Below are 23,218 nucleotides of genomic sequence, written 5' to 3'. Positions count from 1 at the left end.
CACCCCATGCAAAATGCCAAGAGCCGATCAAATTAGTATTTTAGCATTTCAGTTTTAGCTTTTAACTTTTCCGATGCGAGTCCTCCACGCCGTCGCTTCTCTCGATCCTACCAGCGGCGGGCCCGCGCGTTCCGTGCCTCAGTTGCTGATCGCTCTGAAGGAGGAGGGGCTGGATGTTGCGCTATGGATCGCATCGAGGGTTCTCCCAGAGTGGTCGCGTGCTCTCACGGAGAAAGGAATACCGGTGTTCTGTGAGAACTCACCCGATCTCAAGGGCATAACCCTGATTCACGATCACGGAGTCTGGCTTCCCTCAAATCATCGCGTCGCCCAATGGGCAAGAGAAGCTGGGATTCCCCGGATCGTGAGCCCTAGGGGGATGCTGGAGCCTTGGGCCATGGCCCATAAGAAATGGAAGAAGCGTCTGGCCTGGTGGCTGTATCAGAGGAGGGATCTTCTCGATGCGGCGGCCCTTCATGCCACTGCGGAAAGTGAGGCTAGCCAATTCCGAAAGCTGGGACTGAAGATGCCGGTGATCGTATCGCCGAACGGGGTGGAGCTTCCAAACAATGTGTCGAGAGTCGAGGGACGAGAGTCGAGGGAGCGGAAGGAAACGGGATTAGGGATTAGGGATGATGGGGGGGGGGGAGATGTGAAACCTGAAACTGGAGACCTGAAACCTGAAAAAAGGGATGAAGAAGGGAAGATTGAAGGGGATTTGGAATTAAGGATTAGGGATGAAGGGGGGAGAGTGGGAGGTGATCTGAAACTTGAACCAAAGCGGTGGGAACCGCTGCGGAAGACCCAGCTAAGCGGGGCCCGAAGGGCGCCACGGCTTCCGGGAGGAAGTGGCGTCAAACCTGAAGTCAGGACAGCCCTTTTTCTCGGGCGTGTTCATCCGAAGAAAGGTCTTCCGATGCTTGTGGAGGCTTGGGGCATAGTCCGTCCTGAGGGATGGAGGATGAGAGTGGTCGGACCCGATGAGGCGGGGCATCGCTCTGAGATCGCTTCGATGGTTCAGGCAGCTGGGCTGGAAGATGTCTGGTCGCTGGAAGATGCCGTTTCGGATGAGGAGAAGTGGGATCTCTACCGGGAGTCGGATCTCTTCATCCTGCCTACCTATAGCGAGAATTTCGGCATCTCCGTCGCGGAGGCGCTCGCCTCAGGTCTTCCGGTGATCACAACCACTGGTGCTCCCTGGCAGGGGCTCGTGGAGCATCAGTGCGGTTGGTGGGTTGATCCGTCGGTCGATGATCTCGCGAGAGCCCTTCAAGAGGCCACATCCAACCGGTCTGTCTCCCTGAAGTCGATGGGGGACAGGGGCAGGGAATGGGTCGCACGGGATTTCTCTTGGAAAGGAATCGCCCAGTCGATGCTGAATGGTTACAAGAATCTGATCATCAATCAGTCCCATGAGCGACGCCCTTGACATTTCATCCAACCGCAGTGCCCGGAAGTATTCCCGGAGGGAGCTGCTCGGGAGGGTTCTCTGGGGGATGGCATGGCCTCTGTTCCGATTCAGTCCGCGGCTACTCTGGGGATGGAGGACTGCCTTGCTGCGTCTCTTTGGCGCAAAGATCGGCCGTCATGTCCAAATCCATCCAAGTGTCCGGATCTTCCTCCCGTGGAATCTGGAGGTGGGTGACTGGTCGTCGATCGGGTTTGATGCGCTGGTGTACAATCTGGGGCGGGTCACGATCGGTGAACGGGTGACGATCTCTCAGCGAGTCCATCTCTGCGCTGGAAGCCATGATTACCGAGACAGTGCCATGCTGCTTCTGAAGCCGCCGATCCGTGTCGGTGAGGGCGCCTGGATCTGTGCCGATGCCTTCGTGGGACCCGGCGTGACTGTCGGTGAGGGGGCGGTCCTGGGGGCCCGCTCGGTGGTGATGAGGAATGTGGAAAGAAATTCCGTCATGGCCGGTAATCCGGCACGCAGGGTGGCGGAGCGAAAATAGAGTAATCCGCGCATGTCCTATTCCGTTCTCATCCTTACCCATAATGAGGCGATCAACATTCGTCGATGCATCGAGTCGCTCAAGGAATGCGATGATGTGGTGGTGGTCGATTCCTACAGTGAGGATGAAACAGTGGATATCCTATCAGGACTGCCTGTTCGGGTTTATTCCCGACACTTTGACTCGTTTGCAGGTCAAAGGAACTGGGCGATTGACACCATTGAGTTCAAGAATCGATGGATCCTTCATCTGGACGCCGACGAGTGCATCACGCCGGAGCTTCACGCCGAACTCTGCGATGTGACATACAGGGATGAGAAAAGCGCTTATTACATAGCCAATAAAATCATCTTCATGAATCGCTGGATCCGGAGATCGAGCATGTATCCCTTTTACCAGGCGCGCCTGCTTCGTCTGGGTGAGTCACGCTTTGAGCAGATCGGCCACGGGCAGCATCTTTCGTTTGCAGCCAGAGGTACCGGCCTTCTGAAGGAGCCGTATATCCATTATAACTTTTCCAAGGGAATATCCGACTGGCTTCGCCGCCATAACAGGTATTCCTCGGACGAGGCGCAAAGACTGTGCGGGGGCCGGGATCTTGGCTTCACGACGATGATCTCCCAGATCTTCGGCAAGCACGGTGATGAACGCCAGCAGGCTTTGAAACTTCTGGCAGACCGCATTCCCTGCCGTCCGCTCATCCGTTTTGTGTATCTCTTTTTCTGGAAGCGAGCGTTTCTGGATGGGCTACCCGGCTTCCATTACTGCATGCTCGTTGCCTTTTACGATTACCTGATTCGCCTTAAGGCTGAGGAAATCAAACTGGCCGAATCCCTGCCTTCAAAGGCTTCATGACATCTTCCCGGTTTCAGAAACCCCGCTCCGGGAGTCCAAACTGGATCGTCTGCCAATTAGGAGCTCGAGAGAGATATGCGGTGGCAAGGGCGCTGCATCGTCAGGGTAAACTCCGGACATTGATCACTGATCTCTGGATGCCTCCGGCTTCCCTTCTCTCCCGCATCATCCAGCATGGGAAGATTGCCATCCGATGGAATCCCGAACTCGCGGATGCAAGGGTGCGCTCCTTCAACATGAGGTATCTTTACTTCGAGTTGATGGCCCGCTTGAGGGGAGTGCGCGACTGGGACCGCAAAATCTCCCGGAACATGCTGTTTCAAAAGGCGGCGGTCAGGATGCTGAAATCGATACCTGATCCCGTGGGTGAGGAGCCCCCCCCAACCCTCTTCTGCTACAGCTACAGCGCCCGTGACATCCTCCGCTACGCCAAGAGTCGTGGATGGCGCACGGTCCTAGGACAGATCGACCTCGGTCCCGGGGAGGACAGATTGGAGAAGCAGCTTCTAGCAAATCATCCCGAGTGGCTCTGCTCGACGATCCAATCGCCTCCGCGGGAGTATTGGAACAACTGGAGGGAGGAGTGTGCTCTTGCCGATACGATCATGGTGAATTCGGAGTGGGCGAAGCAGGCGATGATCGCCGAAGGGATCGATGCGGGTAAACTCGCCGTGGTCCCGCTGGCGTATGAAGCCGCCGAAGTCGAAAGGCAGGAGTCCGGAGTCGAAGGAGTCGGGATGAGGGATGGGATAGGAAGGGCAATCGACGAAGGCGGCCGGAGCGGAATCGAATCCGGACCTTCGAGGTTCGACTCCCGGCACCCATTACGCGTGCTCTTCCTCGGCCAGACTGTCGCTCGCAAGGGGATCTATGATCTGGTGGAAGCCGCAAGGTTGATGGCCAACGATCCCGTGATCATCGATGTGGTGGGCCCCCACAGGCCTCTGCCCGAGGACTTGCCCTCCACGATCCGCTTCCACGGGAGGGTGTCGCTCCGTGAGGCTTCCCGATGGTATGATCAGGCTGACGTCTTCGTGCTTCCCACGCGGTCTGATGGATTTGCAATCACCCAGCTTGAAGCGATGTCGCATGGGTTGCCGGTCATCACGACGCAATGTTGCGGGAGCGTGGTCCGGGACGGGGTGAACGGATTGGTGGTCGAAGCCGGGAATGTGGGGGAGTTGGCCTCGGCCATGCGGCGACTGGCGCATGATCATCAGTTTCTCGAATCCCTGCGCTCCCATGCCAAGGAGACGATAGGACGGTTTTCTCTAGGTGTTCTGGGAAGTAATCTGGAGAAGGTCGAGTCTCGGTGGACGGAGGGGAGGGGATGAGGAGAATCCCTGCCGTTATCGCGGTGCTGGCCCTGCTGGTCCTCGCCGCGTTCTGGTTTCTGGAATCTCCCTTGTTCCCTCGAGCCTGGCCGCATGTGCTGATGCTGAAATCCTCGGAGGGCCGTGCAGATTGCCTTATCCTGCTGGGTGGAGAGCAGGAGGCTCGTCCGGTGAAGGTGGCGAAACTCTACCGCGATGGTCTGGCGCCCAGGATCTTTATCACGGGTGAGGGAGACTTCGGGGCCAACAAGAAGCGGTTGCTGGCCTCGGGAGTTCCGGAATCGGCGATCACGATGGAGGTCGCTTCCAAAACCACGCTTCAGAATGCGAGACTTCTGCGCCCGATGCTGGAGAAGGAGGGAGTCAGGTCGGCCCTGATCGTGACGTCACCCTTCCACATGCGTCGGGCACTCGCGGTGTTCCAGCATGAGATACCAGAGGTGAGATTTGCCATTACGCAAACCTCCCCCGAATATTGGGGAACAAAAAAGGGCAAAAAAAACGTACAACTCAATGCCTCCCTCGAACTCGTGAAGATCGTCTACTACTGGGCTGTGTATGGGGTGAAGCCATGGGGAGTCGAGGGTCGAGTGACGAGGGTCGAGGGCCAGATGGGGAAAGGCTAAAGGATGAAGGCTAAAGGCGAAAATGGGGAGTCGAGGGTCGAGGGGCGAGGTATCTGACTTGTTTGTTTCCAAAATAGCCCTCGACTCTAGACTCTCGTCGCTCGACATGGTCGTATTCCCCGCATGCCTTCCATCCTCTTCATCAACCGGGTCTATCCTCCTGAAAGCGGGGCGACGGGGCGCGTTCTGGAATATGTGGCGCATGGTTTTATCGCCGCAGGATGGGATGTCTCGGTGCTGACGACGGCGGGTGATAGATCCAATGCCGGCGAGGAGATCCGGAGCGGGGTGAAGGTGATCCGCGTGGCTTGCGGTTTCTCCAAGAGAAGCCTGATCGCACGGGCGCTCGGTTATGCGCTGATGATCCCGTCGCTTTTGCTGAAAGCCCTGATGCTTCCCCGTGCGGATGTGGTGGTGACGAAGACGGATCCTCCAATGCTCCTGATACTCGGCCCGTTCCTAAAGGTGCTGAAGGGCTCGAAGCTGATCCACTGGGCACAGGATCTCTATCCGGAAATCGCCGAGGAGGCGGGAGTGCTGCCCAAGGGGGGTGCGGGTGGTTTGGTGACCGGTCTGCTCAGGCTTCTCTCGACGCTCTCGATGAGGAGTCACGATCTGACGCTGGCTGTCGGTAGGTGCATGGTCGGGCACCTGAAGGCGAGGGGGATCCCGGAGGGAAGTATCCGGGTGGTGACCAATGCGGGTGTCGAGGATGACATTGTGCCGGTGTCCCGTGAAAACAACAATTTCCGGAAACGGCATGGGCTGGATGGTGCGTTCGTTGTGGAGTACTCGGGCAACCTCGGGAGGGCGCATGACTTCGGGACGATTCTGGAGGCGGCGCGCCTACTTGAAGAGCTCGAAGAGCGGGAAGAGCGGGGGGAGATGGGGGTCAGGTTCCTCTTCGTGGGAAGCGGTCCCGGTGAGGGCATGCTCCGCGGTGAGGTGGCGCGGATGGGATTGTCCTCCATACTCTTCCTCCCGCCTCAGCCGGTGGGATTGCTCTCGGAGAGTCTCGGTGCCGGTGATCTGCATCTGGTGACGATGAAGTCGGAAATGGTAGGACTGGTGGTGCCGAGCAAGTTCTACGGGGTGATGGCCGCTGGGCGCCCTTGTCTCTTTGTGGGGCCTGAAGGCTCGGAGGTGGCCCTCGTGATCCGTGAGCAAGGGGTGGGCGAGGTGATCGCTCCGGGGGATGCCCAAGGGCTCGTCATGGCGATCCTGAGGTATCGCGGGGCTCCGGAAGTGATGGAGCAGGCGGGGGGGAGGGGCCGGCTCTTTCTGAAAGAGGTGGATTCTCTCGGGCTGTTCCTGAAATGCGCCGCCGACTTGGTTGAATCGCCTTGATCTCAAGGGGTTGGTGGGCAGACTATTAAATAGCCGATGGTTCATGACAATCAATCCAGTCTGCCTGCAGAGAGGCACGGTGAGAGGAAGTCGAATTCTCCCGATAGCCGCAAAACAAGCCGGGTGAGAGGAAGCAAGAGGAAGTCGTATTTCGCGCTGTATGCGGGATTCCTCGATGTGCTGCTCTGGTTGGGGCTCTATTTCAGTCTGACGCAGATCACGGGTGACTATAACATCGTCTCCCCCGCGTCGATCCTGCTTCCGCTCGGCGTGCTGATGGTATCGATCGCGCTGGTGGGAGGGTATCGATTCCGCACGGACTTTGCCTCCCTGCGCTATGCCAGCGAACACCTGATCGCGATGACCTGCGGGTATTTTGTCGCTGCCTTCGCTCTCTATGTGGTGGCCTCCTTCGGCCCCGCGGCCACATCGAGTAGGGCGATCTTCTCGCTCTCGGTGGTTGCCTTTGCAGTCGTCACCCTGGTGGTAAGACGGATCTTCTGGTTCTCTACGGTGGATTGGCGTGACAAGGGGAAAATCCTCGCCATCGTGGACAAGGATCTGGGGCCTGTCTTTTACAGGGATTATCTCGCCAGCAATCAGCGCCAACAGGTCGAGTATCTTGCGGCTGATCTTTCCATGCTGGGCAGTCGTCTGGCCGGTGAGGATTCACCCCTGCTGAAATCCAATGCGGACCATCTTCTGACGCAACTCCGGGGCAATCATGTGCATGCCTTTGAGTCGATCGTTGTGGCTTCGCGCTTCTCCCACTTGGACCATCGGATACTGGAGAAACTTGGACAAATTCAGTTCGAGCTGATGCCGGTGTACCTCATGGAAACCTTTTACGAGAACTACTGGCAGAAAGTGCCGGTCAATCTGATCGGCCCTACATGGCCGCTGGAGACGGAGTTCACCCTGGTGAATCACTCAGTATACTCCACGGTCAAGAGGTGCGTGGATTTCCTGATCGCCCTGACGGCATTGATCATCATTTCGCCGATCCTGTTGCTGGTGATGCTGGTGATCCTAATTCTCGACGGTAGGCCGGTGATTTACTCTCAGCCACGGACCGGCATTCATGGTGTGCCTTTCACGCTCTACAAGTTCCGCTCGATGAAGGTCGGAAGCGACAAGGGTGACGGCTACACTCGGGAAGGTGACAGTAGGGTATCGCGTCTCGGCTCCTTCCTGAGAAAGTCCCGTCTGGATGAGCTTCCCCAGCTCTGGAATGTACTCAAGGGTGACATGAGCCTGATCGGCCCGCGCGCCGAGTGGGTGAGGTTGGTCGCCGACTACGAACGTCAGATCCCGCACTATCACTATCGTCATCTGGTTAGTCCCGGCATCACCGGATGGGCTCAGGTGAACTATCCCTACGGCGCCTCGCTGGAGGATACCGTGCAGAAATTCTCCTACGATCTCTACTACATCAGGAATTTCTCACTGCGTCTGGATGCAGAGGTCATCCTCAAGACCCTTCATACAATGCTCTTCGGCAAGGGGAGGTAGGGAGAGGGGAAAGGCTGAAGGATCCCGCGGAGCGGGAGGGGATAGGGGATCGGTAATGGGTAATTGGGGAAGAGGAGGCTGAAGGCGAAAATGGGGAGTCGAGCGTCGAGAGGTCGAGGGACGAGAGCCGGAAGTGAGGCTAATAGGCTGAAGGCTGTTAGGCTGTTAGGCTGTTAGGCTGTTAGGCTGTTAGGCTGTTAGGTGGAGGGAAATCAGAAGGCAGCAATCAGCAATCATCAATCGGGAGCCAAGACGAGAATACGTAGGCGTGGGAACGCCTCGGATAGACTACCGAAGGTAGCCCTGAAAGGGTAAGCTGAGCGGGAGCGAACGAATCAAACGAGGGTCGAGCGTCGAGGTGAGTCCAATAGTCCAATAGTCCAATAGTCCGTGAGGGAATGGCTGAAGGCTGTTAGGTGGAGGGGAGGTGAAAAGAATCAGATCCTGCAGGGCTTGATTCCTTGCCCGGTGAGGGGGAGAATGTGGGATGGATAGTTCACGGCAGAGTCATGCATCTCTCTCTTCGGGAATCGTGCTCTCCGTGCTGCTGGTAGCGGCCTGCTGGATCGCGACGATCCGTATCATCTGGAATGATTGGGTGGTTGATCCCCAGTACAGTTACGGGATGCTGGTCCCATTGCTGAGTGTCGGCTTGCTGATGAAGCGCTGGGAGGATCGCCCCGCGCCGACGAGGCTCTCCCGCGGAGGACGTGCTGCAGGAATAATTTTCCTGATGGCGGGGGCGCTTCTTCTGGCTCTGGTGATCCCTCTGGCCGAAGGGAATCCTGACTGGAGGCCTCTGGGGTTGGCGGCCTCGCTTGCATCGGTGATGGTGACGCTGTCCGTGGCCTTCGAGTTGGGCGGGCGTGCCTGGCTTAGGCATTTTTTGTTTCCGATCGCCTTCTTTCTCATCGCTGTGCCGTGGCCCAGAAACTTCGAGCAGTCGTTGATGTCCCTGCTGATGTCATGGAACACATCGGCAACGATTGAGATTCTTCATTGGTCAGGCTGTGAGGCGATCAGGCAGGGCAATCTGATTCTCCTGCCCACCGGGGTACTGGGGGTCGAGGAGGCCTGCAGCGGGATCCGATCCCTGCAGAGCGGTCTGATGGTGGCGCTCTTCTTCGGCGAGGTTTTCCGGCTTCATCCGATCCGGCGCTTGTTGCTTCTTGTCGTGGCCCTGTTTGCGGCTCTTGCGGGCAATATCGTGAGAAGTTCCCTGCTAGCTGTTGTGGCTTCCCGTCAGGGAATCGGTGCCGTGTCGACATGGCATGACTCCGCGGGCCTGATTGTTCTGCTGATGACGGTCTCCGCAGTGTTTGCCTGTGCGCTGCGCTGGAAGCGCAAGCTATCCGGGGGGTCCGCCATGAATGGCTCCAAGAATCCCGCCACCGCAGTCTCCCGCAAGTCCGGCGCAGGCGCTCTCTGGAAACCTTCCCTGTGGATCCTGGCGCCGGTTCTCTCGATCCTAGTCGGATCGATGATGGCAACCGAGTTGTGGTTTCGGATCCATGACCTGCCGTCAGGCAGAGGCTGGGGATGGGAGGTCGCCCGGCGCGTCGGGGTGGCGGGTGTCTCCGATGTCCCGATCGCTCCAAGGACGCTGCGCATGTTATTCTACCCGGATGGTTTTTCCGAGAAATGGATGGGAGCCTCCGGGGAGGTGGGACAGGCATTCTATCTCGAGTGGCCCCCGGGTCGGACGGCTCTGCAGTCCGTCCAGATGCACAGCCCCGAAGTCTGCCTTTCCAACATGGGTATGCATCTGGAACGTCAGCTAGGGGATACGGAGTTCGGTACGCCGGCAGAGAGGATCGGATTGCATGGCTGGCTTTTCTCACAGCAAGGCTGGCCGGTGTATGTCTTTCACTCGATCATGGAGCAAGGAAAAGTGGGGGGTGTTTCCATGATTCGTGACCAGTCGCTGAAGGGTCGCGTCAGGAATGTGATGATGGGGACGCGTAACAGGGGCCAGAGGATGGTAGAGGTGGCTTTCTGGAACCTTCCCTCCGAGGCCGCCGCCCGCGATGCCCTGAAGCGGTATTTCCAAGAGACATTGACGGTGAGTCCGCCAGTGTCTCCGCTAAGGGACTAAGTCATGAACAAGATGAACGATCAACAGATTCCGGATGGCGATCATGGGGAGTTGCCCGATTACTCCGAGGAGAGCAGGGACTCCAAGTTACCCTCGGTGCCGTGGTTTGCGGATCCGAAGAAACGCCGCTGGATAATAAGGGTTGGCGCTCTCCTGCTCCTGATTCTCCTGTCTCACCCTCTCTACCGCGCGGCAAAGGAATGGCGATCCGGGGTGCTTCTCCGTAAGTCCGGGAGTGCCTTCGCCATCGGGGATGCCTCACTTGCCCTCAACCTTCTCAAACAATCCCTTGCCCTCTCTCCCGGGAGTCCTCGGGTCCAGCATGCCGTTGAGCTCTACAATGCCCGCTCCGGTGACCAGGCCTCGTTGAACAAACTTCTCGATCGCATGCATTCGGGTACCTCGGATCCTGATGAACTCCTCGGGATCGCCGAGTTAGAGATCGCCGCGGCACATCCCGATCAGGTGAACGAGGCTCTGGGTGCCCTGCCCTCCAAGCTGAGTGATGAACAGTCCCTTCGACGCACTCTTGCCTTGGCGTCGCTAATGGCTCAGAGCGGGGACTTCGCCAAGGCTGCCGAGAGCTGTCTTGCCAAGGCGCCCTCCTTTTCACCTGAGAGTGCTTCACACCTCAGGGTGCAGGCCGCGCTCTATCTTCTTGCGACCAAGAGTCCGGATGGCGCGAAAAGTGCCGTGGAGTTACTGCTGCAGGTGATGAAAAGCAGGCAAAGGATCTCCCTCTCAGCTTGGCGGTTGCTTGCGAAGATCGCGCTGACGCCACCTCAGGGATCCACGGGTTCTCTCACGCCGGACGAGATCTCTTCGCTGATCAAGTCGCTTGATACATTATCCGCTCACACGGTATTCGATTCCCTGACTGCAGCGGATCTGGAGATCCTTATGGATCCCAAGGGTAACGAGAAAGTCGTGAAGCGACTGAAGGTATTCTACAGTAAGGCCTCCCGAGTCGAGTCGCTTGAATTTGCACGGTGGCTCCATGAGAGGGGCTTCCAAAAAGATGTTGTGGAAATTGCCGGTTCCGAGCGTCCGCTCAAGGACACGGATTGGCTTCTCGTTACCTTGGATGCGGAGACATCCCTTGGAAATTGGAATGAGGTTTACAGAATGCTTGATTCGCCTGCGGGAGCCGGTATTCCCGATGCCGTCAGGCATCTCTTCTTAGCTCGTGTGGCTCTGATGAATGGTAATCAGAGTGGCGCCGAGGAGGAGTGGAGGAATGTCGGGGGAGCCCTTCACCTTGAAAAGCCAGAGACTCTGGCCTACATCGCGGGATACGAGGAACAGATCGGGGCCTTCGAACGGGCGGCGCGCACTTACCGTGAAATGGCTGATCGCGGGGGGGCAACGAAAATCCCCGGACTGATCGGCCTGATCCGCTGTCAGCCGCGAAATACCCCGGCCGTCCAACTCATCCCGATATACGAGGAGCTTGTGTCGGCGGCTCCCGCTATGACAGATGCCCAGAGTGATCTGGCCTATCTGAAGTTGCTGATCTCCGATGATGTTGAGGGGGCTTCGAGGACTGCGGAAAAGCTTGTGGAGGTGCAGCCCAATAATATGGCAAGAATCAGTACCGCTGCGTTAGGCAGACTCAGGACTGGAAATCCGAAGGGTGCCCTTGATCTCTACAAGGGCAAGGTGATTGATTGGGCCTCCATCCCCGATCCCTGGAAGGGAGTTTATGTGGCGGTATTGAGGGCTAATGATGATTCCGCGGGGGCGGCAAGGCTCTTTGCCTCATTCGATCAGAAAAATCTGAGGCCAGAAGAAGCGGCGCTCATCACTTCGCCAGCTCAGAAAAAGAATTCCGGACCGTAATCCCACGTTGCGGGCACTGGGGTCGCTTACTCTAGGAAGTGGGTGAAGCTCGTGGTAGGTTCGCGTTTCGTGCGGAGTGTGTTTTCGATTTTTGAAGAATCCTCGTAACCCAGTGCCATGCCGCAGACGAGCATCTGCTGTTCGCGAATCTCTAGATGCCGCGCAATGATGCGGTGGTATTTGCAGAAGGCCGCCTGGGGGCAGGTATCGAGGCCTCGGGAGTGCGCGGCCAGCATGACGTTTTGTAAGAACATGCCGTAGTCGAGCCAGCTGCCCTGTCCCATGATCCGATCGATGGTAAAGAAGAGTCCGACCGGAGCGCCGAAGAAGGAGTAATTGCGCGCAAACTGTTGATCCATGCGCTCACGCTCTCCCTTCGCAATCCCGAGTAGTCCGTAGAGATCGTAGCCAACCTTGCGCCTCCGATCGATATAGGGGGCCACCCACTTCTCCGGATAGTAGGAGTATTCCTGCACATGCTGCGCATCGCGCACGGGATTCAGTGCGGTCTCGATGAGTTCCTTGGAGAGGGATTCCTTCTTCTCCCCACTCACGACGATCACTTGCCAAGGCTGCGTATTCGTCCCGGAGGGGGCGCGGGCAGCAACATCCAGGATCTCCAGGATGGTTTCCTTGGACACGGGAGTCGGTAGAAATCCCCTCACCGAGCGCCTGCCGCGGATCACCTCATCAACGATCCTGGTGATTTCCATCTGAGAATGTAAATCGCCCATCGGTTTCTCTCTGTTTTCGTTTTAGCCTTTCGCCTTCATCCTTTTATCTTTTCTCCTCACGGTTCCGGATAAGCCTCGATGAACTTGGCGTACCACAAGGCGGAGGGGGTGGGGATTCGGTTGTGGGTCTTCTTGTCGTAGGAGAAGAGGCCGAACTGCGCGTGATTCCAACCTTCGGTCCACTCGTAGTTGTCGACGAGGGTCCATGGGAAATATCCCCGGACATCAACTCCCTCGTTGATCGCGCGGCGCATCTGCGCGATGTGTTCGCGGAAGTAACGGATCGATTTCTGGCCGCTCTGGGTGCCGATGCCGTTCTCGGAGATGACGATCGGCTTGTGGTAGCGCCCGTCGATATCCTTGAGGATGTGATAGAGCCCCGTGGGGACGATCTCCCATCCGAGCTGGGTGTATCCGGAGTTATGCTCTCCGCTGGGTCGGAAGATGAAGCGAATCGCGCTGGCCTGCTGCGAGTAGTAGTAGTTCACCCCGATCAGGTCGCAGGTGTCGGCCACCATGTCGAGTTGGTCGAAGTTCTGGTGCTGCATGAGGTTGTAGACGGAGCGCGTGGGATCGAGGAAGCGGGCCTTATTCCAGTGGGGCAGGGAATAGATGCCCATGATCAGGGCGTCAGATCGCTCTTCCCTGACGATCCCGGCGGCGTCGCGGAACATGTCCGCGGAGACGCGCATCGCCTTTTTGTAGGAACCGGGACGCATCAGCAGTCCGGGAGGCCAGTGAGCGGCCAGCCATCCGAGTTGAAGGGCCCCGTTGGGCTCGTTCTGCGGAATGTAGATCCGGACATCCCCCTTGGTGGCCTTCACGACGCGCCGAACGTGGGCCTGCCAGGCGGTGCGGACGTCGGGGTTGAGGAAGTTGGCCTTGGACTTGTCCTTGGGACAGAGCCAGTCGGGGAAGGTGAAGTGCCAGAGGGTGATGAGCGGCTCGATCCCGGCCTCACGGCACTTGCGCGCCATCCCGCCATACTGGCGAAGGGCCGCCTCGTTGATGACCCCCTTACGCGGCTCGATCCGTGCCCATTCGACGCCGAAGCGGAAATGATTCACTCCCAGTTTCCGGAGGGCGGCCAGATCCTTGTCGAATTCGCTCCAGGAAAAGACTCCCTCATCACCGCGTGGTGGTGCCCCTCCCTCATCGGCAAAGCAGTCCCAATCTGTCCTGTAATACCACTTGGAACCCGGGGCGCATCCCCGGTCCTCATTCTGGAACGATGCGGTGGAGGTGCCCCACCAGAATGGCTCCTTAGGGAGCTTCCCGAGAACAATCGCCTTGGCCGGAGGCCGGTAGTGAGGAACGGGCGAGATGCATCCGCTGAAGGCAAGGGTGAGCAGAGGGAGCAGGAAAAACGGTAACTTTATCCGTAAGGTTGCTTGATGCATGGGACAAGCCCTAGTAGCAAGGGTTCAATCGATCAATCATGAAGCGTTCGTTTTTCCTTTCTGCGGCGGCCTGCCTGCTCCTGATACAGCCGCTCGGAGCCATCGATCTGCCCAACGGCCGTCTGGCACCCGACACCCTCATCCTGAACGATGGCAGCGAGCTCCACGGCCTAATCCTGAAGAACGACGCCAAGGGGGTGATTCTCCAACAGAGCATGGGCGAGGTGACGATCCCCAAGGCAAGGATCCGCCGAATCATGGACGAGGGAGATGCCTTAGTCTACTTCGCCGACATCGCCGATCCGGGCAAGCTTCCCCCATGGCGGATGATCGTTCAGGACCTTCGCACCGATGACAATATCCGGTCCTTCATGCAGGTGCCCGCGACGACAATCGACAATGGCCGTCTGCGCAACATTCCCTACCTCTCCTTCCGGGTGAACAAGCGCTCCGAGCTGAATGTGTACGGCAATCCTGAGGATCCGGTGTGCGTGGAGTTCGGTGTCTACGGCAAGGGGCTCGCGCTGAAGCGCTTCAAGAATGTCGCTAGGGACTATCTGGCCGGTATCCTGACTTCCCGGGAGGAGATTTCCGCACTGTATGGGATCAGTGATCGCGGCGGTATCAGGAAAGTCGGAAAGTTCACCTTCGAGGTGGCCCCTCAGGATGCACCCGATTCCTACGGGGGATGGTGGATCTCGATCTATGATGCAAAACGCCTCGACCGTGCCCGTGTCTCCGATGACGAGTATCGCAGGAACACGCTCCCCTTCCATGTGGTCAATGACTCCAGAGGTGAGCTGAGGGAGGATCGCCACAAGAATTTCGAAAAATTCCTCTCCGGTGGCACGCAGTCCTGGTCGGAAATGATTCCTGGTTTGAGGGGATTTTACCGCGACTCGATGGGTGACCTGAAGTTGCTCACCGCAAAGGCGACGGACAAGCTCAAGCAGTCCACCTCCGCCACCACCCCACGCCAATGACCAAGTTCATCCGTTCCTCGGCCCTCGCGGCCCTCCTGACGATCCTTCCCGGTTGCGTCCTCCATCCGCTCGGCCCGCTCGATAAGGCCCCGGAGAACCGCGCGGAAAAGCTCAAGGGTTACGCCCCCTTCGCCTGGGGCATCTCCACCAGCAGTCTCCAGTACGAGAACAAGGCGGAGAAGCCCGGTGAGAAGAACTACTATCTCCGTGACTGGGATCTTCTCGTCCAGCAGAAGAAAGCTCCGGTGGTCGGCAATGCCCTCTACACTTGGAGTGACTTCGACAAGGATCTTGCCGCGCTGAAGAAGATCGGTGTGACTCACTATCGATTTAGCATCGAGTGGGCCCGCGTTGAGCCGCAGCCCGGTCAGTACAATGAGAAAGCGATCCAAGGTTATGTCCGTATGTGCCGCAAGCTGAAGGAGGCGGGGATTGAGCCGGTGGTCACCCTCTGGCACTTCACCTTCCCTGCATGGCTCACCGACCCCAAAGATAGCTCCAAGACCAATTGGCTTCATCCGTTGGCCCGGGAACGCTGGAACCTCTACGTGAAAAAGGTGGTCGTGGCGACGGCCCCTTACGCCACCTACTATGCACCGGAGAACGAGCCGAACGGGCAGGTTCTTACCGCCTACATCATAGGTCTCTGGCCTCCCTGCCACATCTTCGATTTCAAGGGCTACGAAGCCGCTACGATCGCCAGCGCGGAGATGTTCCGCGATGCGGCGGCACGGATCAAGAAAGTGAAGCCCTCGGCCAAGGTTCTGAGCGTTGAGGCGCTCCCTTGGTGGACACCCGCCCCACTCGATCCTGGCGGTCTGCTCTACAATACGGTCATGCACTCCAATTTTGACCACCTCGACCGGATCTACGATGTCTGTGACATCATCGGATTTAACTATTACTACAGTCAGATGGCCGGTCCCCTGAGTCTTCTTTCCGAGGGGATGAAGCACGGCCCCAACTTCACGATGATGGGATGGCGCATTGATCCGAATAGCCTCGGTAAGCAGATCCGCTATGTCGGCAAACGCTATGACAAGCCGATGATGATTACCGAGAACGGCATCGCTACAAAAAACGAGGAGAAGCGTCTTTCTTACCTGCGCGATCACATCGCCCAGATCAGAAAGACCATGGACGAGGGATATGACGTGAAGGGGTACTTTGTCTGGTCGCTGGCCGACAACTACGAGTGGCACTACGGCTATCTTCCGAAATTCGGGCTCTCCACCATGGATCCGAAGACCAAAGAGAGAGTTCTCAAGCCCTCGGCCTACTATTACAGGGATGTGATCCGTAGATCCAATCGCGATCAGAAGGTGACTCCGGAGCCTGTAGGAAAACCTAATGGATCGAATGGGGCGAATAGGTCGAAGGCGGGTCAGTAGCTTTTACTTAGGTTTCAAGTTTCCGCTTTCTTCCATCTCTTTCCATGAAGGTCGCTGTCTTCAATACCAAGCGCTACGAGCGCCCGGTTCTGGAGAAGTCTGCCGATGGGTTCCCCATTGAGTTCACTTTCCTTGAGCCGCGACTTGATATCCAAACCGCTCTGCTGGCTGAGGGTTACGAGGCTGTCCTGATTTTTGTGAATGATGTGGCGAACAGGAGCGTCCTTGAACAACTTGCGGCCGGAGGAACGCGCTTCTTGCTAACCCGCAGCGCAGGATTCAACCAGATCGACCGTGAGGCGGCACGCGAGTTAGGGATCGCTCTAGCCTATGTGCCTGCCTACTCCCCCAATGCCGTGGCGGAATTCACGATCGGGCTGATTCTGACTCTGGGTCGCCATATCCATGAGGGGCATAACCGGGTGAGGCGTGCCGATTTCAACCTGGAGGGACTTTGCGGTTTCGAACTGCGTGACATGACCGTCGGAGTCTGCGGTACCGGCCGTATCGGTACCGAGGTGGTGAAGCTACTGAGTGGCTTCGGGTGCAAGATCCTCGCCTATGACGAAGAACCGAACGAGCGGGTAATGCTACTGGCCTCGTATGTGGATACACGGGAAGAGCTCTTCCGCTATTCTGATATTCTGACGCTGCATGTGCCTCTGATGCCTTCCACATACCACCTCATTGATGAGGTGGCACTGAAGCTGATGAAGGATGGAGTTTTCCTTATCAACACAAGCCGTGGCGCCCTACTCGATACCCCCGCCGTGGTGGAGGGACTCAAGAGCCGTAAGGTTGGATTCCTGGCCATCGATGTCTACGAGGAGGAGGCCAGTCTGTTCTTCGAGGATCACTCCTCTGACATTATCAGTGACGACACCTTTGCTAGGTTGCTGACCTTTCCCAATGTCATCGTGACAGGCCATCAGGCCTTTCTGACGATGCATGCCCTACGCAATATCGCGGAGACAACCATGCAAAGCCTGGATGAGTTTGCGAAGGGATTGCCCTGCACGCATGCTGTGCCGGCCCCATGAGTAGGTGTCTGATCGCATTGATTTTCTCAGCTCTTTTTGTGCTGAGTACGGGTTGCTCCCGACATCGCGAGCGTCCTGATCTTATTTTCATCAATGGGGCTGAACCTGAGACACTCGACCCGGCGTTGATAACCGGACAACCCGAGGGGCGAATCGTTCATGCGCTCTTCGAGGGATTGCTCCGCTTCGACTGCAAGGGGGTCGCCGGTCCTGGGGTTGCATCTACTTGGGAGATTTCTCCTGATCATTGTGTCTACACCTTTCACTTGCGCCCCGATGCCAGATGGAGTGACGGGAAGGGCGTGACGGCACACGACTTTGTCGACTCATGGCGCAGGACGCTCGATCCCGCAACCGCATCCGCCTACAGCTATCAGCTTTTTTCGGTGAAGGGTGCCGAGGATTATGCGAATACTCCCGTGGGCAAGACACCTGACTTCAAGTCGGTCGGCGTAAGGGCCCTTGATGACGCGACGCTCCGTGTAGAGCTGAAACAACCGGTCCCCTATTTTCTGGATCTCTGCGCCTTTCCGACGCTCTATCCTGTGCGGACTGATCTGATTGCCAAGTACGGGGATGACTGGGTGAAGCCTGGGAAGCTTGTCGGGAATGGAGCTTTCGTTCTGGAGGATTGGAGGATCAATGACGTTATCCATCTGACAAGAAACCCGCTCTACTGGGATGCGCAAAACGTCCGCCTGCGCACTGTGGAGGTGCTGCCGATAAGCCAGGCGAATGTCGCCTACAACTTCTATGCCGCCGGTCAGGCCGATCTGATAATGGACAAGGGACTGGCTCCGCCCTCGTTCCTGGATGCGCTCAAGACACGGCCCGATTTCCATGCAGCACCGTTCCTCGGCACCTTTTTCCTCAGGTTCAATTGCGCCAAGGGTCCTTTTACCGATGTGCGCGTGCGCAAGGCCTTCGACATGGCCCTCGATCGCAAACGCATCACCACCAAGATCACGAGGGCGGGGGAGACTGATGCGCTGAGCTTCGTGCCTCCTGGTATTAACGGATACACGGCTCCAGAGGGACTTCCCGAAAATCAGGAAGAAGCCCGTCGTTTACTCGCAGAGGCGGGGTATCCCGACGGCAAGGGGTTTCCGCTGACGACCTATCTCTACAGTGAGGGGGAGTTGAACGAGGGAGTGGCGATCGAGCTTCAGTCGATGTGGAAAGAGCGCCTGGGAGTCACTGTGCAGCTCGCCAGACAGGAGTGGAAAGTCTATCTGAACTCGCTTGGTTCGCTGGATTTCGGGATCGCTCGCTCAAGCTGGGTGGGGGATTACCCGGATCCAAACACCTTCCTGGATCTCTTCCTCTCCGAGAGCGGCAACAACCGCACGGGATGGAAGAATGCCGACTATGACCGTATGATCCATGCTGCTGCTGCCGAGACGGATCCCGGCAAGAGATTCGGTGTCATGCGCCGTGCGGAGGAATTGCTAGTAAGGGATCAGGTGCCGATATCGCCCCTTTTCTTCTATGTCGGGATTCAGCTATACGATGGCAATCGACTGGGTGGGATCGAACCCAATATCTTAGATGAACATCCGATTCGTGAGATCTTACGCAAAGATCACCCTGCAAAATGAAAAAACAACGATTCGCGATCAGAGACTGCACGGCTCTTATCACCGGAGCTACGGCTGGACTTGGAGCCGAGTTTGCCCGTCAGCTTGCGCCTGTCGCCTCGCGCCTGATCCTTGTGGGGAGACGCGAAGAACGCCTTTACTCGCTTTCAGATGCACTGAAGATTTTGCATCCCAATCTGAGAATCGATTGCTTCAAAGCGGATCTTTCCCAATCCACGGAGCGCGAGCGTCTGACGGCATGGATCATCCGTGAGGAAATTCCGCTTAACTTCCTGATTAATAATGCCGGCCTAGGTGAACTTGGCCCCTTTGACAGCGCCGACTGGGAGCGTCTTGCCCCTCTTCTGGAAGTGAATGTCACTGCGCTGACCCATCTGACCCACCTTCTTCTGCCGATGCTCCGATCGCAGAGTCCCTCGGGAATCCTGAATGTCAGCTCCGTGGCAGGATTCTATCCGCTCCCTGAGATGGCCGTCTATGCAGCCACCAAGGCCTATGTGACAAGCTTCAGTGAGGCTCTCCGTATGGAGCTTGCCCCGGAAGGGATAACTGTCACTGCACTCTGTCCCGGGCCTGTGCCCACGGAGTTTTTCGAGGTCGCCACCCGTAATGGTCAGACCATCCGCGCTATGGATCGCACCCATCCAGCACTCGCGACTCCTGCGAAACTGGTTGTTCGTGCTGCTCTGCGGGGAATTGAGCGGAATAAACCCGGAGTCATTCCTAATCCGCTGCTGGCATTGCTGGTCCGCGGAAGCCGTCTTCTCCCGTTTCCCGTGATCCGTGAATCCATCCGCTTGGGTGCTGGCCCTCAGAGACCTAAATAACATCCTTCTTTGCTCGATGTTGACGATACGGGGTATATCGACGAAAGTTCCCTTGTGAAAAATTTCACAAGATGGTCTTCCAAAGAAATTGACCCGCGATCCAATGCCGCCTTTGCGGAGGCTATCGAGCTGATTGGTCCCGATCTTTACTCTGTCGAGGAGAGGATCCATGAGCAATCTAAGGCTGTGGATGCGGGCATTGAGCATTATTTCGAGTATGCCATCGGCGGAAGTGGCAAACGTCTGCGTCCTGCCCTCGCTCTTCTCGCAGGAGGGGCCACCGGACGGATTGTCTCCGATCATGTCGATCTGGCGGTGATCGTGGAACTGATCCACATCGCGAGTCTTGTCCATGACGATATCATGGATGGAGCCGATCGTCGCCGTGACCGACCGACCCTTAATGCCAAGTGGGGAAACTCCCTCACGGTTCTGGTTGGGGATGTGCTGTTCGCTCATGCTCTCCGGCTTTCCACTAAGTTTTCAAACTCCGATATTTCCCGACGGATCGCCGATGCGGCCGCCGATGTCTGCACGGGAGAGATCCTTCAGACTCAGCGTCGTTTCGACCTGAATATACCGCTTTCCGAGTACTACAGGATGGTCCAGATGAAGACCGGCGCACTGTTTGCCGTCTCCTGCGAGCTCGGAGCTTTCTTGAGTGGTGCTTCTCCTTCCGTGATCAGTGCCCTCAAGAATTACGGCAACAAGATCGGAATCGCCTATCAGGTACTCGATGACTGCATCGACCTGGTCGGAGACGAGGAGATGATCGGCAAGACGCTTGGAACAGACATTGCCTGTGGCAAGTTCACACTGCCTGTTCTGCTGCTCCTTCAGAACTCCTCTGCCAAGGAGCGGGATGAGCTTCAGTCCATGCTTCTCTCCGAAGAGGGGATCTCACCTTCACGGCTTGTCGAACTGGTTACCTCCCGTGGTGCCTTGCCTGCCGCTGTGAAGGCCGCTCGTAGCCTGGTGGACGAGGCTGATGCCGAACTGGAAAAGGTGCAGGAAAACCGCCATGCGGCCGCGCTCCATTCCATGACCGAGTATCTGCGAGGAGTTCTCGATTCCCTTTCCTAGAGCATCTTAAGAAGAGATGCGGGTCTCTCTGGGATTGCTGCCTGAGTAAGGTGATGAATCTGGAACTCAGGAACTCAGGAAGAGAGAAACGAAATAAAAGATTCCATCAGTCGGAGCAGCAAACTTCCGATTGATCCTCTTTCATGGGGATCATGGTTTGAATTCGACTCATGTTTTTTCATGAGTTCATGAGTTCCAGATTTACTCTTCCATTCTCCGCATATCTTTGCGGGGATTATTTTTAAAGCCGTTCGCGTGAGTGTCCCTTGCGAATTGCGAGGAGTGGCCTAGTTTCTTTCATGATTTCTTCATGCTTCGGGGACATTCCCCGTGCCGAGAGGCCGCGAGAACGGCTTTTCAGTCATGGTGCCGCCGTCCTAACCGATGCGGAGTTGTTGGCCCTGTTCCTGAGGACGGGGAAGGTCGGATTGGATGTCCTTTCTCTGGCCAGATCACTGCTAACCGAATGGGGCAGTCTGAGGCGGCTAGCCGGATGTTCAGTCGAGGAGCTTTCCTCATTACCCGGCATGGGACCCGCAAAGGCTGCCGAACTCAAAGCCGCCTTTGAGATGGGACGCAGGATGGCCCGTCCCGAGTTGGAGAGACAGCGCGTTGATCGTGCCGGAGTGATCTATGAACTGCTGGCTGGGGAGTTGCAGACTCTTCCCTACGAGTCGCTGCGGATCCTTCTGCTTGATACGCGTCATGGTCTACTTGAGGAAAAGGAGGTCTCCCGTGGAAGTCTCAACGAAAGCATTGCGCATCCGCGGGAGATCTTCCGCCCGGCAATTGCCAAGGGGGCCTATGCGATCGCCGTCGCGCATAATCATCCCTCGGGAGATCCTCAGCCGAGTGAGGCAGACCGTCGCCTGACCCGCAGACTTACTGAAGCCGGTGCCCTCTTGCAAATCCCGCTGGTTGACCATGTGATCATCGGTGCAATGAGGGGTGAGCAATCCCCGTATTTCAGCTTCCGTGAGGCTGGACTGATTTAGGAGATGGGAGATGGGAGATGGGGAAAGGCGAAAGGATGAAGGCTAAAGGCGAAAACGGTTGAAGGGTTGAAGGGTTGAAGGGTTGAAGGGTTGAAGGGTTGAAGGGTTGAAGGGTTGAAGGGTTGAAGGGTTGAAGGGTTGAAGGGTTGAAGGGTTGAAGGGTTGAAGGGTTGAAGGGTTGAACCAAGCCGGTGGGAACCGGCGCGGTAGAATGCCGAAGGCATCCCGTCAGGGCGGCACGGCTTGCCGGGTGGCAAGTGCCGTCAAGGGTTGAAGGGGGCGCAAGTAGATAGGGATATAGGCTGATCCTTGGCATCGACTCTCGACTTCCCAGCGTCGGTTTCTCCAGTGCCGTTTCGTCCTTCATAAATCATCCTTCATCATTCATAATTTCCCTAATGCCGCTGATCCATCCATCCGCCTTTGTCGATCCCGCTGCCCAACTTGCCGCCGATGTAGAGGTTGGGCCGGGGGCCATCATTGAGTCGGGGGCCGTGATCGGTGAAGGGTGTCGGATCCAGGCTCATGCTGTGATCACGGGACATGTCAGGATGGGTGTTCGTAATACCATAGGGTACGGAGCCATCTTGGGTGCCGATCCGCAGGATTATGATTTCAAGCCTGGCACCAAGAGTGAGGTGCTCATCGGTGATGACAATATCATCCGTGAATACGTGACGATCCATCGCGGTACCAAGGAGGGGAGCGTGACGCAGGTTGGGGACAAAAACTTCCTGATGGTCGGCGTCCATCTCGGTCACAATGCCTCGATCGGCAACCGGGTCATCATTGCCAATAACTGCCTGCTGGCCGGCTATGTCGAGGTGCAGGATGGTGCGGTACTCGGAGGAGGATCGGTCTTTCACCAGTTCCTGCGTGTGGGAAGGCTCTGTATGGTGAGGGGAGGGGAACGCTTTCCCAAAGACATTCCTCCCTTTGTTTCGGCCTATGGTACGAGCATGGTGGCCGGCATCAATGCCGTCGGACTGAAGCGTGCCGGATTCAGTTCCGAGAACAGGCTGGAGATCAAGAGGGCCTTCCGCCTGATCTACCACAACGGCCTGAATATCACTCAGGCTCTTGAAGAATCGAAGAATACGTCGTGGGGAACCGAGGCCCAGGAATTTCTCGATTTCATCGCCTCAGCCAAGAAGCGTGGAGTCTGCGCGGCAAAGCCCGTCAATGGTGGTTCTTCCTCCTCATCCGATAGTAAGTACGAGGAGGAGTGAAAATTAGAGAACGGCTAAAAGCTGTTTCAGATTATTTTTACGCATTCAAATAAAGAGAGAAAATGTCGCGCAGAGACGCAGAGGGTAAGTAAGAAAGCACTTCGGTCAGAGCCTTTGTCACCAACGGCCTCGTCACAATTCAGATAAGCACTTTTATCGTAAAACCTTTCTGCATGGCGATCCTGCTTGTATGGACTTTTTTTAAAGGTCCGTTGTCTCCGTCCTAAAAAACTCTGCGCCTTGTAGGTCTCGGAATATGGAGATTCAAGGAGTTATTCGCAAATGCCCGGAAGGGCAAGGTAGCGGCAGCCCGAGTCGCACAGCTCGGGCGCTGGCGCTAAGCCAGAGCTACCGGTTTGGGAAGAACTCCGT

The 23,218-nt window shown here is 57.0% G+C and carries 19 protein-coding genes; 17 read left to right on the top strand and 2 right to left on the bottom strand.

Annotated elements, in window-relative coordinates; genetic code table 11:
• Window positions 1-73: 73 nt before the first annotated feature.
• From K8R57_08920 to K8R57_08880, 9 genes are all read left to right on the top strand, one after another.
• Window positions 74-1,429 (top strand): glycosyltransferase, encoded by a 1,356-nt coding sequence (locus tag K8R57_08920; protein ID MCE9588421.1) that lies wholly within the window; start codon window positions 74-76, stop codon window positions 1,427-1,429.
• A complete protein-coding gene (locus tag K8R57_08915) occupies window positions 1,413-1,958 on the top strand; it encodes a putative colanic acid biosynthesis acetyltransferase (GenBank protein ID MCE9588420.1) in 546 nt (181 codons plus the stop codon). Before K8R57_08920 ends, K8R57_08915 begins: the two co-directional genes overlap by 17 nt.
• Before the next feature lie 12 nt (window positions 1,959-1,970).
• Window positions 1,971-2,813 (top strand): glycosyltransferase family 2 protein, encoded by an 843-nt coding sequence (locus K8R57_08910; GenBank protein ID MCE9588419.1) that lies wholly within the window; start codon window positions 1,971-1,973, stop codon window positions 2,811-2,813.
• Window positions 2,810-4,147: a glycosyltransferase family 4 protein gene (locus tag K8R57_08905; GenBank protein MCE9588418.1), complete on the top strand. Its 1,338-nt coding sequence runs from the start codon at window positions 2,810-2,812 to the stop codon at window positions 4,145-4,147. Before K8R57_08910 ends, K8R57_08905 begins: the two co-directional genes overlap by 4 nt.
• Window positions 4,144-4,773, top strand: coding sequence for a YdcF family protein (locus K8R57_08900; protein ID MCE9588417.1), 630 nt, complete (start codon window positions 4,144-4,146; stop codon window positions 4,771-4,773). The genes K8R57_08905 and K8R57_08900 overlap by 4 nt, the downstream gene beginning before the upstream one ends.
• 123 nt (window positions 4,774-4,896) lie before the next feature.
• Entirely contained in the window at window positions 4,897-6,120 is a 1,224-nt protein-coding gene (locus K8R57_08895) for a glycosyltransferase family 4 protein (protein ID MCE9588416.1), read from the top strand.
• A gap of 36 nt (window positions 6,121-6,156) precedes the next feature.
• Window positions 6,157-7,632, top strand: coding sequence for an exopolysaccharide biosynthesis polyprenyl glycosylphosphotransferase (locus K8R57_08890; protein MCE9588415.1), 1,476 nt, complete (start codon window positions 6,157-6,159; stop codon window positions 7,630-7,632).
• 487 nt (window positions 7,633-8,119) lie between these two features.
• A complete protein-coding gene (locus K8R57_08885) occupies window positions 8,120-9,727 on the top strand; it encodes an exosortase/archaeosortase family protein (protein MCE9588414.1) in 1,608 nt (535 codons plus the stop codon).
• Window positions 9,728-9,730: 3 nt separating this feature from the next.
• Window positions 9,731-11,566 (top strand): hypothetical protein, encoded by a 1,836-nt coding sequence (locus K8R57_08880; protein MCE9588413.1) that lies wholly within the window; start codon window positions 9,731-9,733, stop codon window positions 11,564-11,566.
• 26 nt (window positions 11,567-11,592) lie between these two features.
• Here K8R57_08880 and K8R57_08875 read toward each other — a convergent pair whose 3' ends face one another.
• A complete protein-coding gene (locus tag K8R57_08875) occupies window positions 11,593-12,279 on the bottom strand; it encodes a nitroreductase (GenBank protein MCE9588412.1) in 687 nt (228 codons plus the stop codon).
• 77 nt (window positions 12,280-12,356) lie between these two features.
• Complete coding sequence (locus K8R57_08870; GenBank protein MCE9588411.1) at window positions 12,357-13,700, bottom strand: family 1 glycosylhydrolase; 1,344 nt, start codon at window positions 13,698-13,700, stop codon at window positions 12,357-12,359.
• Between the two features lie 38 nt (window positions 13,701-13,738).
• On the opposite strand from K8R57_08870, the gene K8R57_08865 reads away from it, so the two are divergent.
• The 8 genes from K8R57_08865 (at window position 13,739) to lpxA (ending at window position 22,846) form a co-directional block, all read left to right on the top strand.
• Complete coding sequence (locus K8R57_08865; GenBank protein ID MCE9588410.1) at window positions 13,739-14,683, top strand: hypothetical protein; 945 nt, start codon at window positions 13,739-13,741, stop codon at window positions 14,681-14,683.
• Complete coding sequence (locus tag K8R57_08860) at window positions 14,680-16,074, top strand: family 1 glycosylhydrolase (GenBank protein MCE9588409.1); 1,395 nt, start codon at window positions 14,680-14,682, stop codon at window positions 16,072-16,074. Before K8R57_08865 ends, K8R57_08860 begins: the two co-directional genes overlap by 4 nt.
• A 44-nt stretch (window positions 16,075-16,118) precedes the next feature.
• Window positions 16,119-17,114 carry a 2-hydroxyacid dehydrogenase gene (locus K8R57_08855; protein MCE9588408.1) on the top strand — a complete coding sequence of 332 codons (996 nt, stop codon included), beginning with the start codon at window positions 16,119-16,121 and terminating at the stop codon, window positions 17,112-17,114.
• Window positions 17,111-18,712, top strand: coding sequence for a peptide ABC transporter substrate-binding protein (locus K8R57_08850; GenBank protein MCE9588407.1), 1,602 nt, complete (start codon window positions 17,111-17,113; stop codon window positions 18,710-18,712). The genes K8R57_08855 and K8R57_08850 overlap by 4 nt, the downstream gene beginning before the upstream one ends.
• Complete coding sequence (locus tag K8R57_08845) at window positions 18,709-19,539, top strand: SDR family NAD(P)-dependent oxidoreductase (protein ID MCE9588406.1); 831 nt, start codon at window positions 18,709-18,711, stop codon at window positions 19,537-19,539. Before K8R57_08850 ends, K8R57_08845 begins: the two co-directional genes overlap by 4 nt.
• Window positions 19,540-19,626: 87 nt before the next feature.
• Complete coding sequence (locus K8R57_08840; protein ID MCE9588405.1) at window positions 19,627-20,622, top strand: polyprenyl synthetase family protein; 996 nt, start codon at window positions 19,627-19,629, stop codon at window positions 20,620-20,622.
• A gap of 299 nt (window positions 20,623-20,921) precedes the next feature.
• On the top strand, window positions 20,922-21,617 hold the full coding sequence (radC, locus tag K8R57_08835; GenBank protein ID MCE9588404.1) for a DNA repair protein RadC: 696 nt from the start codon (window positions 20,922-20,924) through the stop codon (window positions 21,615-21,617).
• 404 nt (window positions 21,618-22,021) lie between these two features.
• Window positions 22,022-22,846 carry an acyl-ACP--UDP-N-acetylglucosamine O-acyltransferase gene (lpxA, locus tag K8R57_08830; GenBank protein ID MCE9588403.1) on the top strand — a complete coding sequence of 275 codons (825 nt, stop codon included), beginning with the start codon at window positions 22,022-22,024 and terminating at the stop codon, window positions 22,844-22,846.
• Window positions 22,847-23,218 lie beyond the last annotated feature (372 nt).

The organism is Verrucomicrobiota bacterium, from assembly GCA_021413925.1.
GTDB lineage: Bacteria > Verrucomicrobiota > Verrucomicrobiia > Chthoniobacterales > UBA6821 > UBA6821.
Note: the sequence above shows the minus strand (reverse complement) of the source record. Positions and strands in the feature narration are given on the sequence as shown.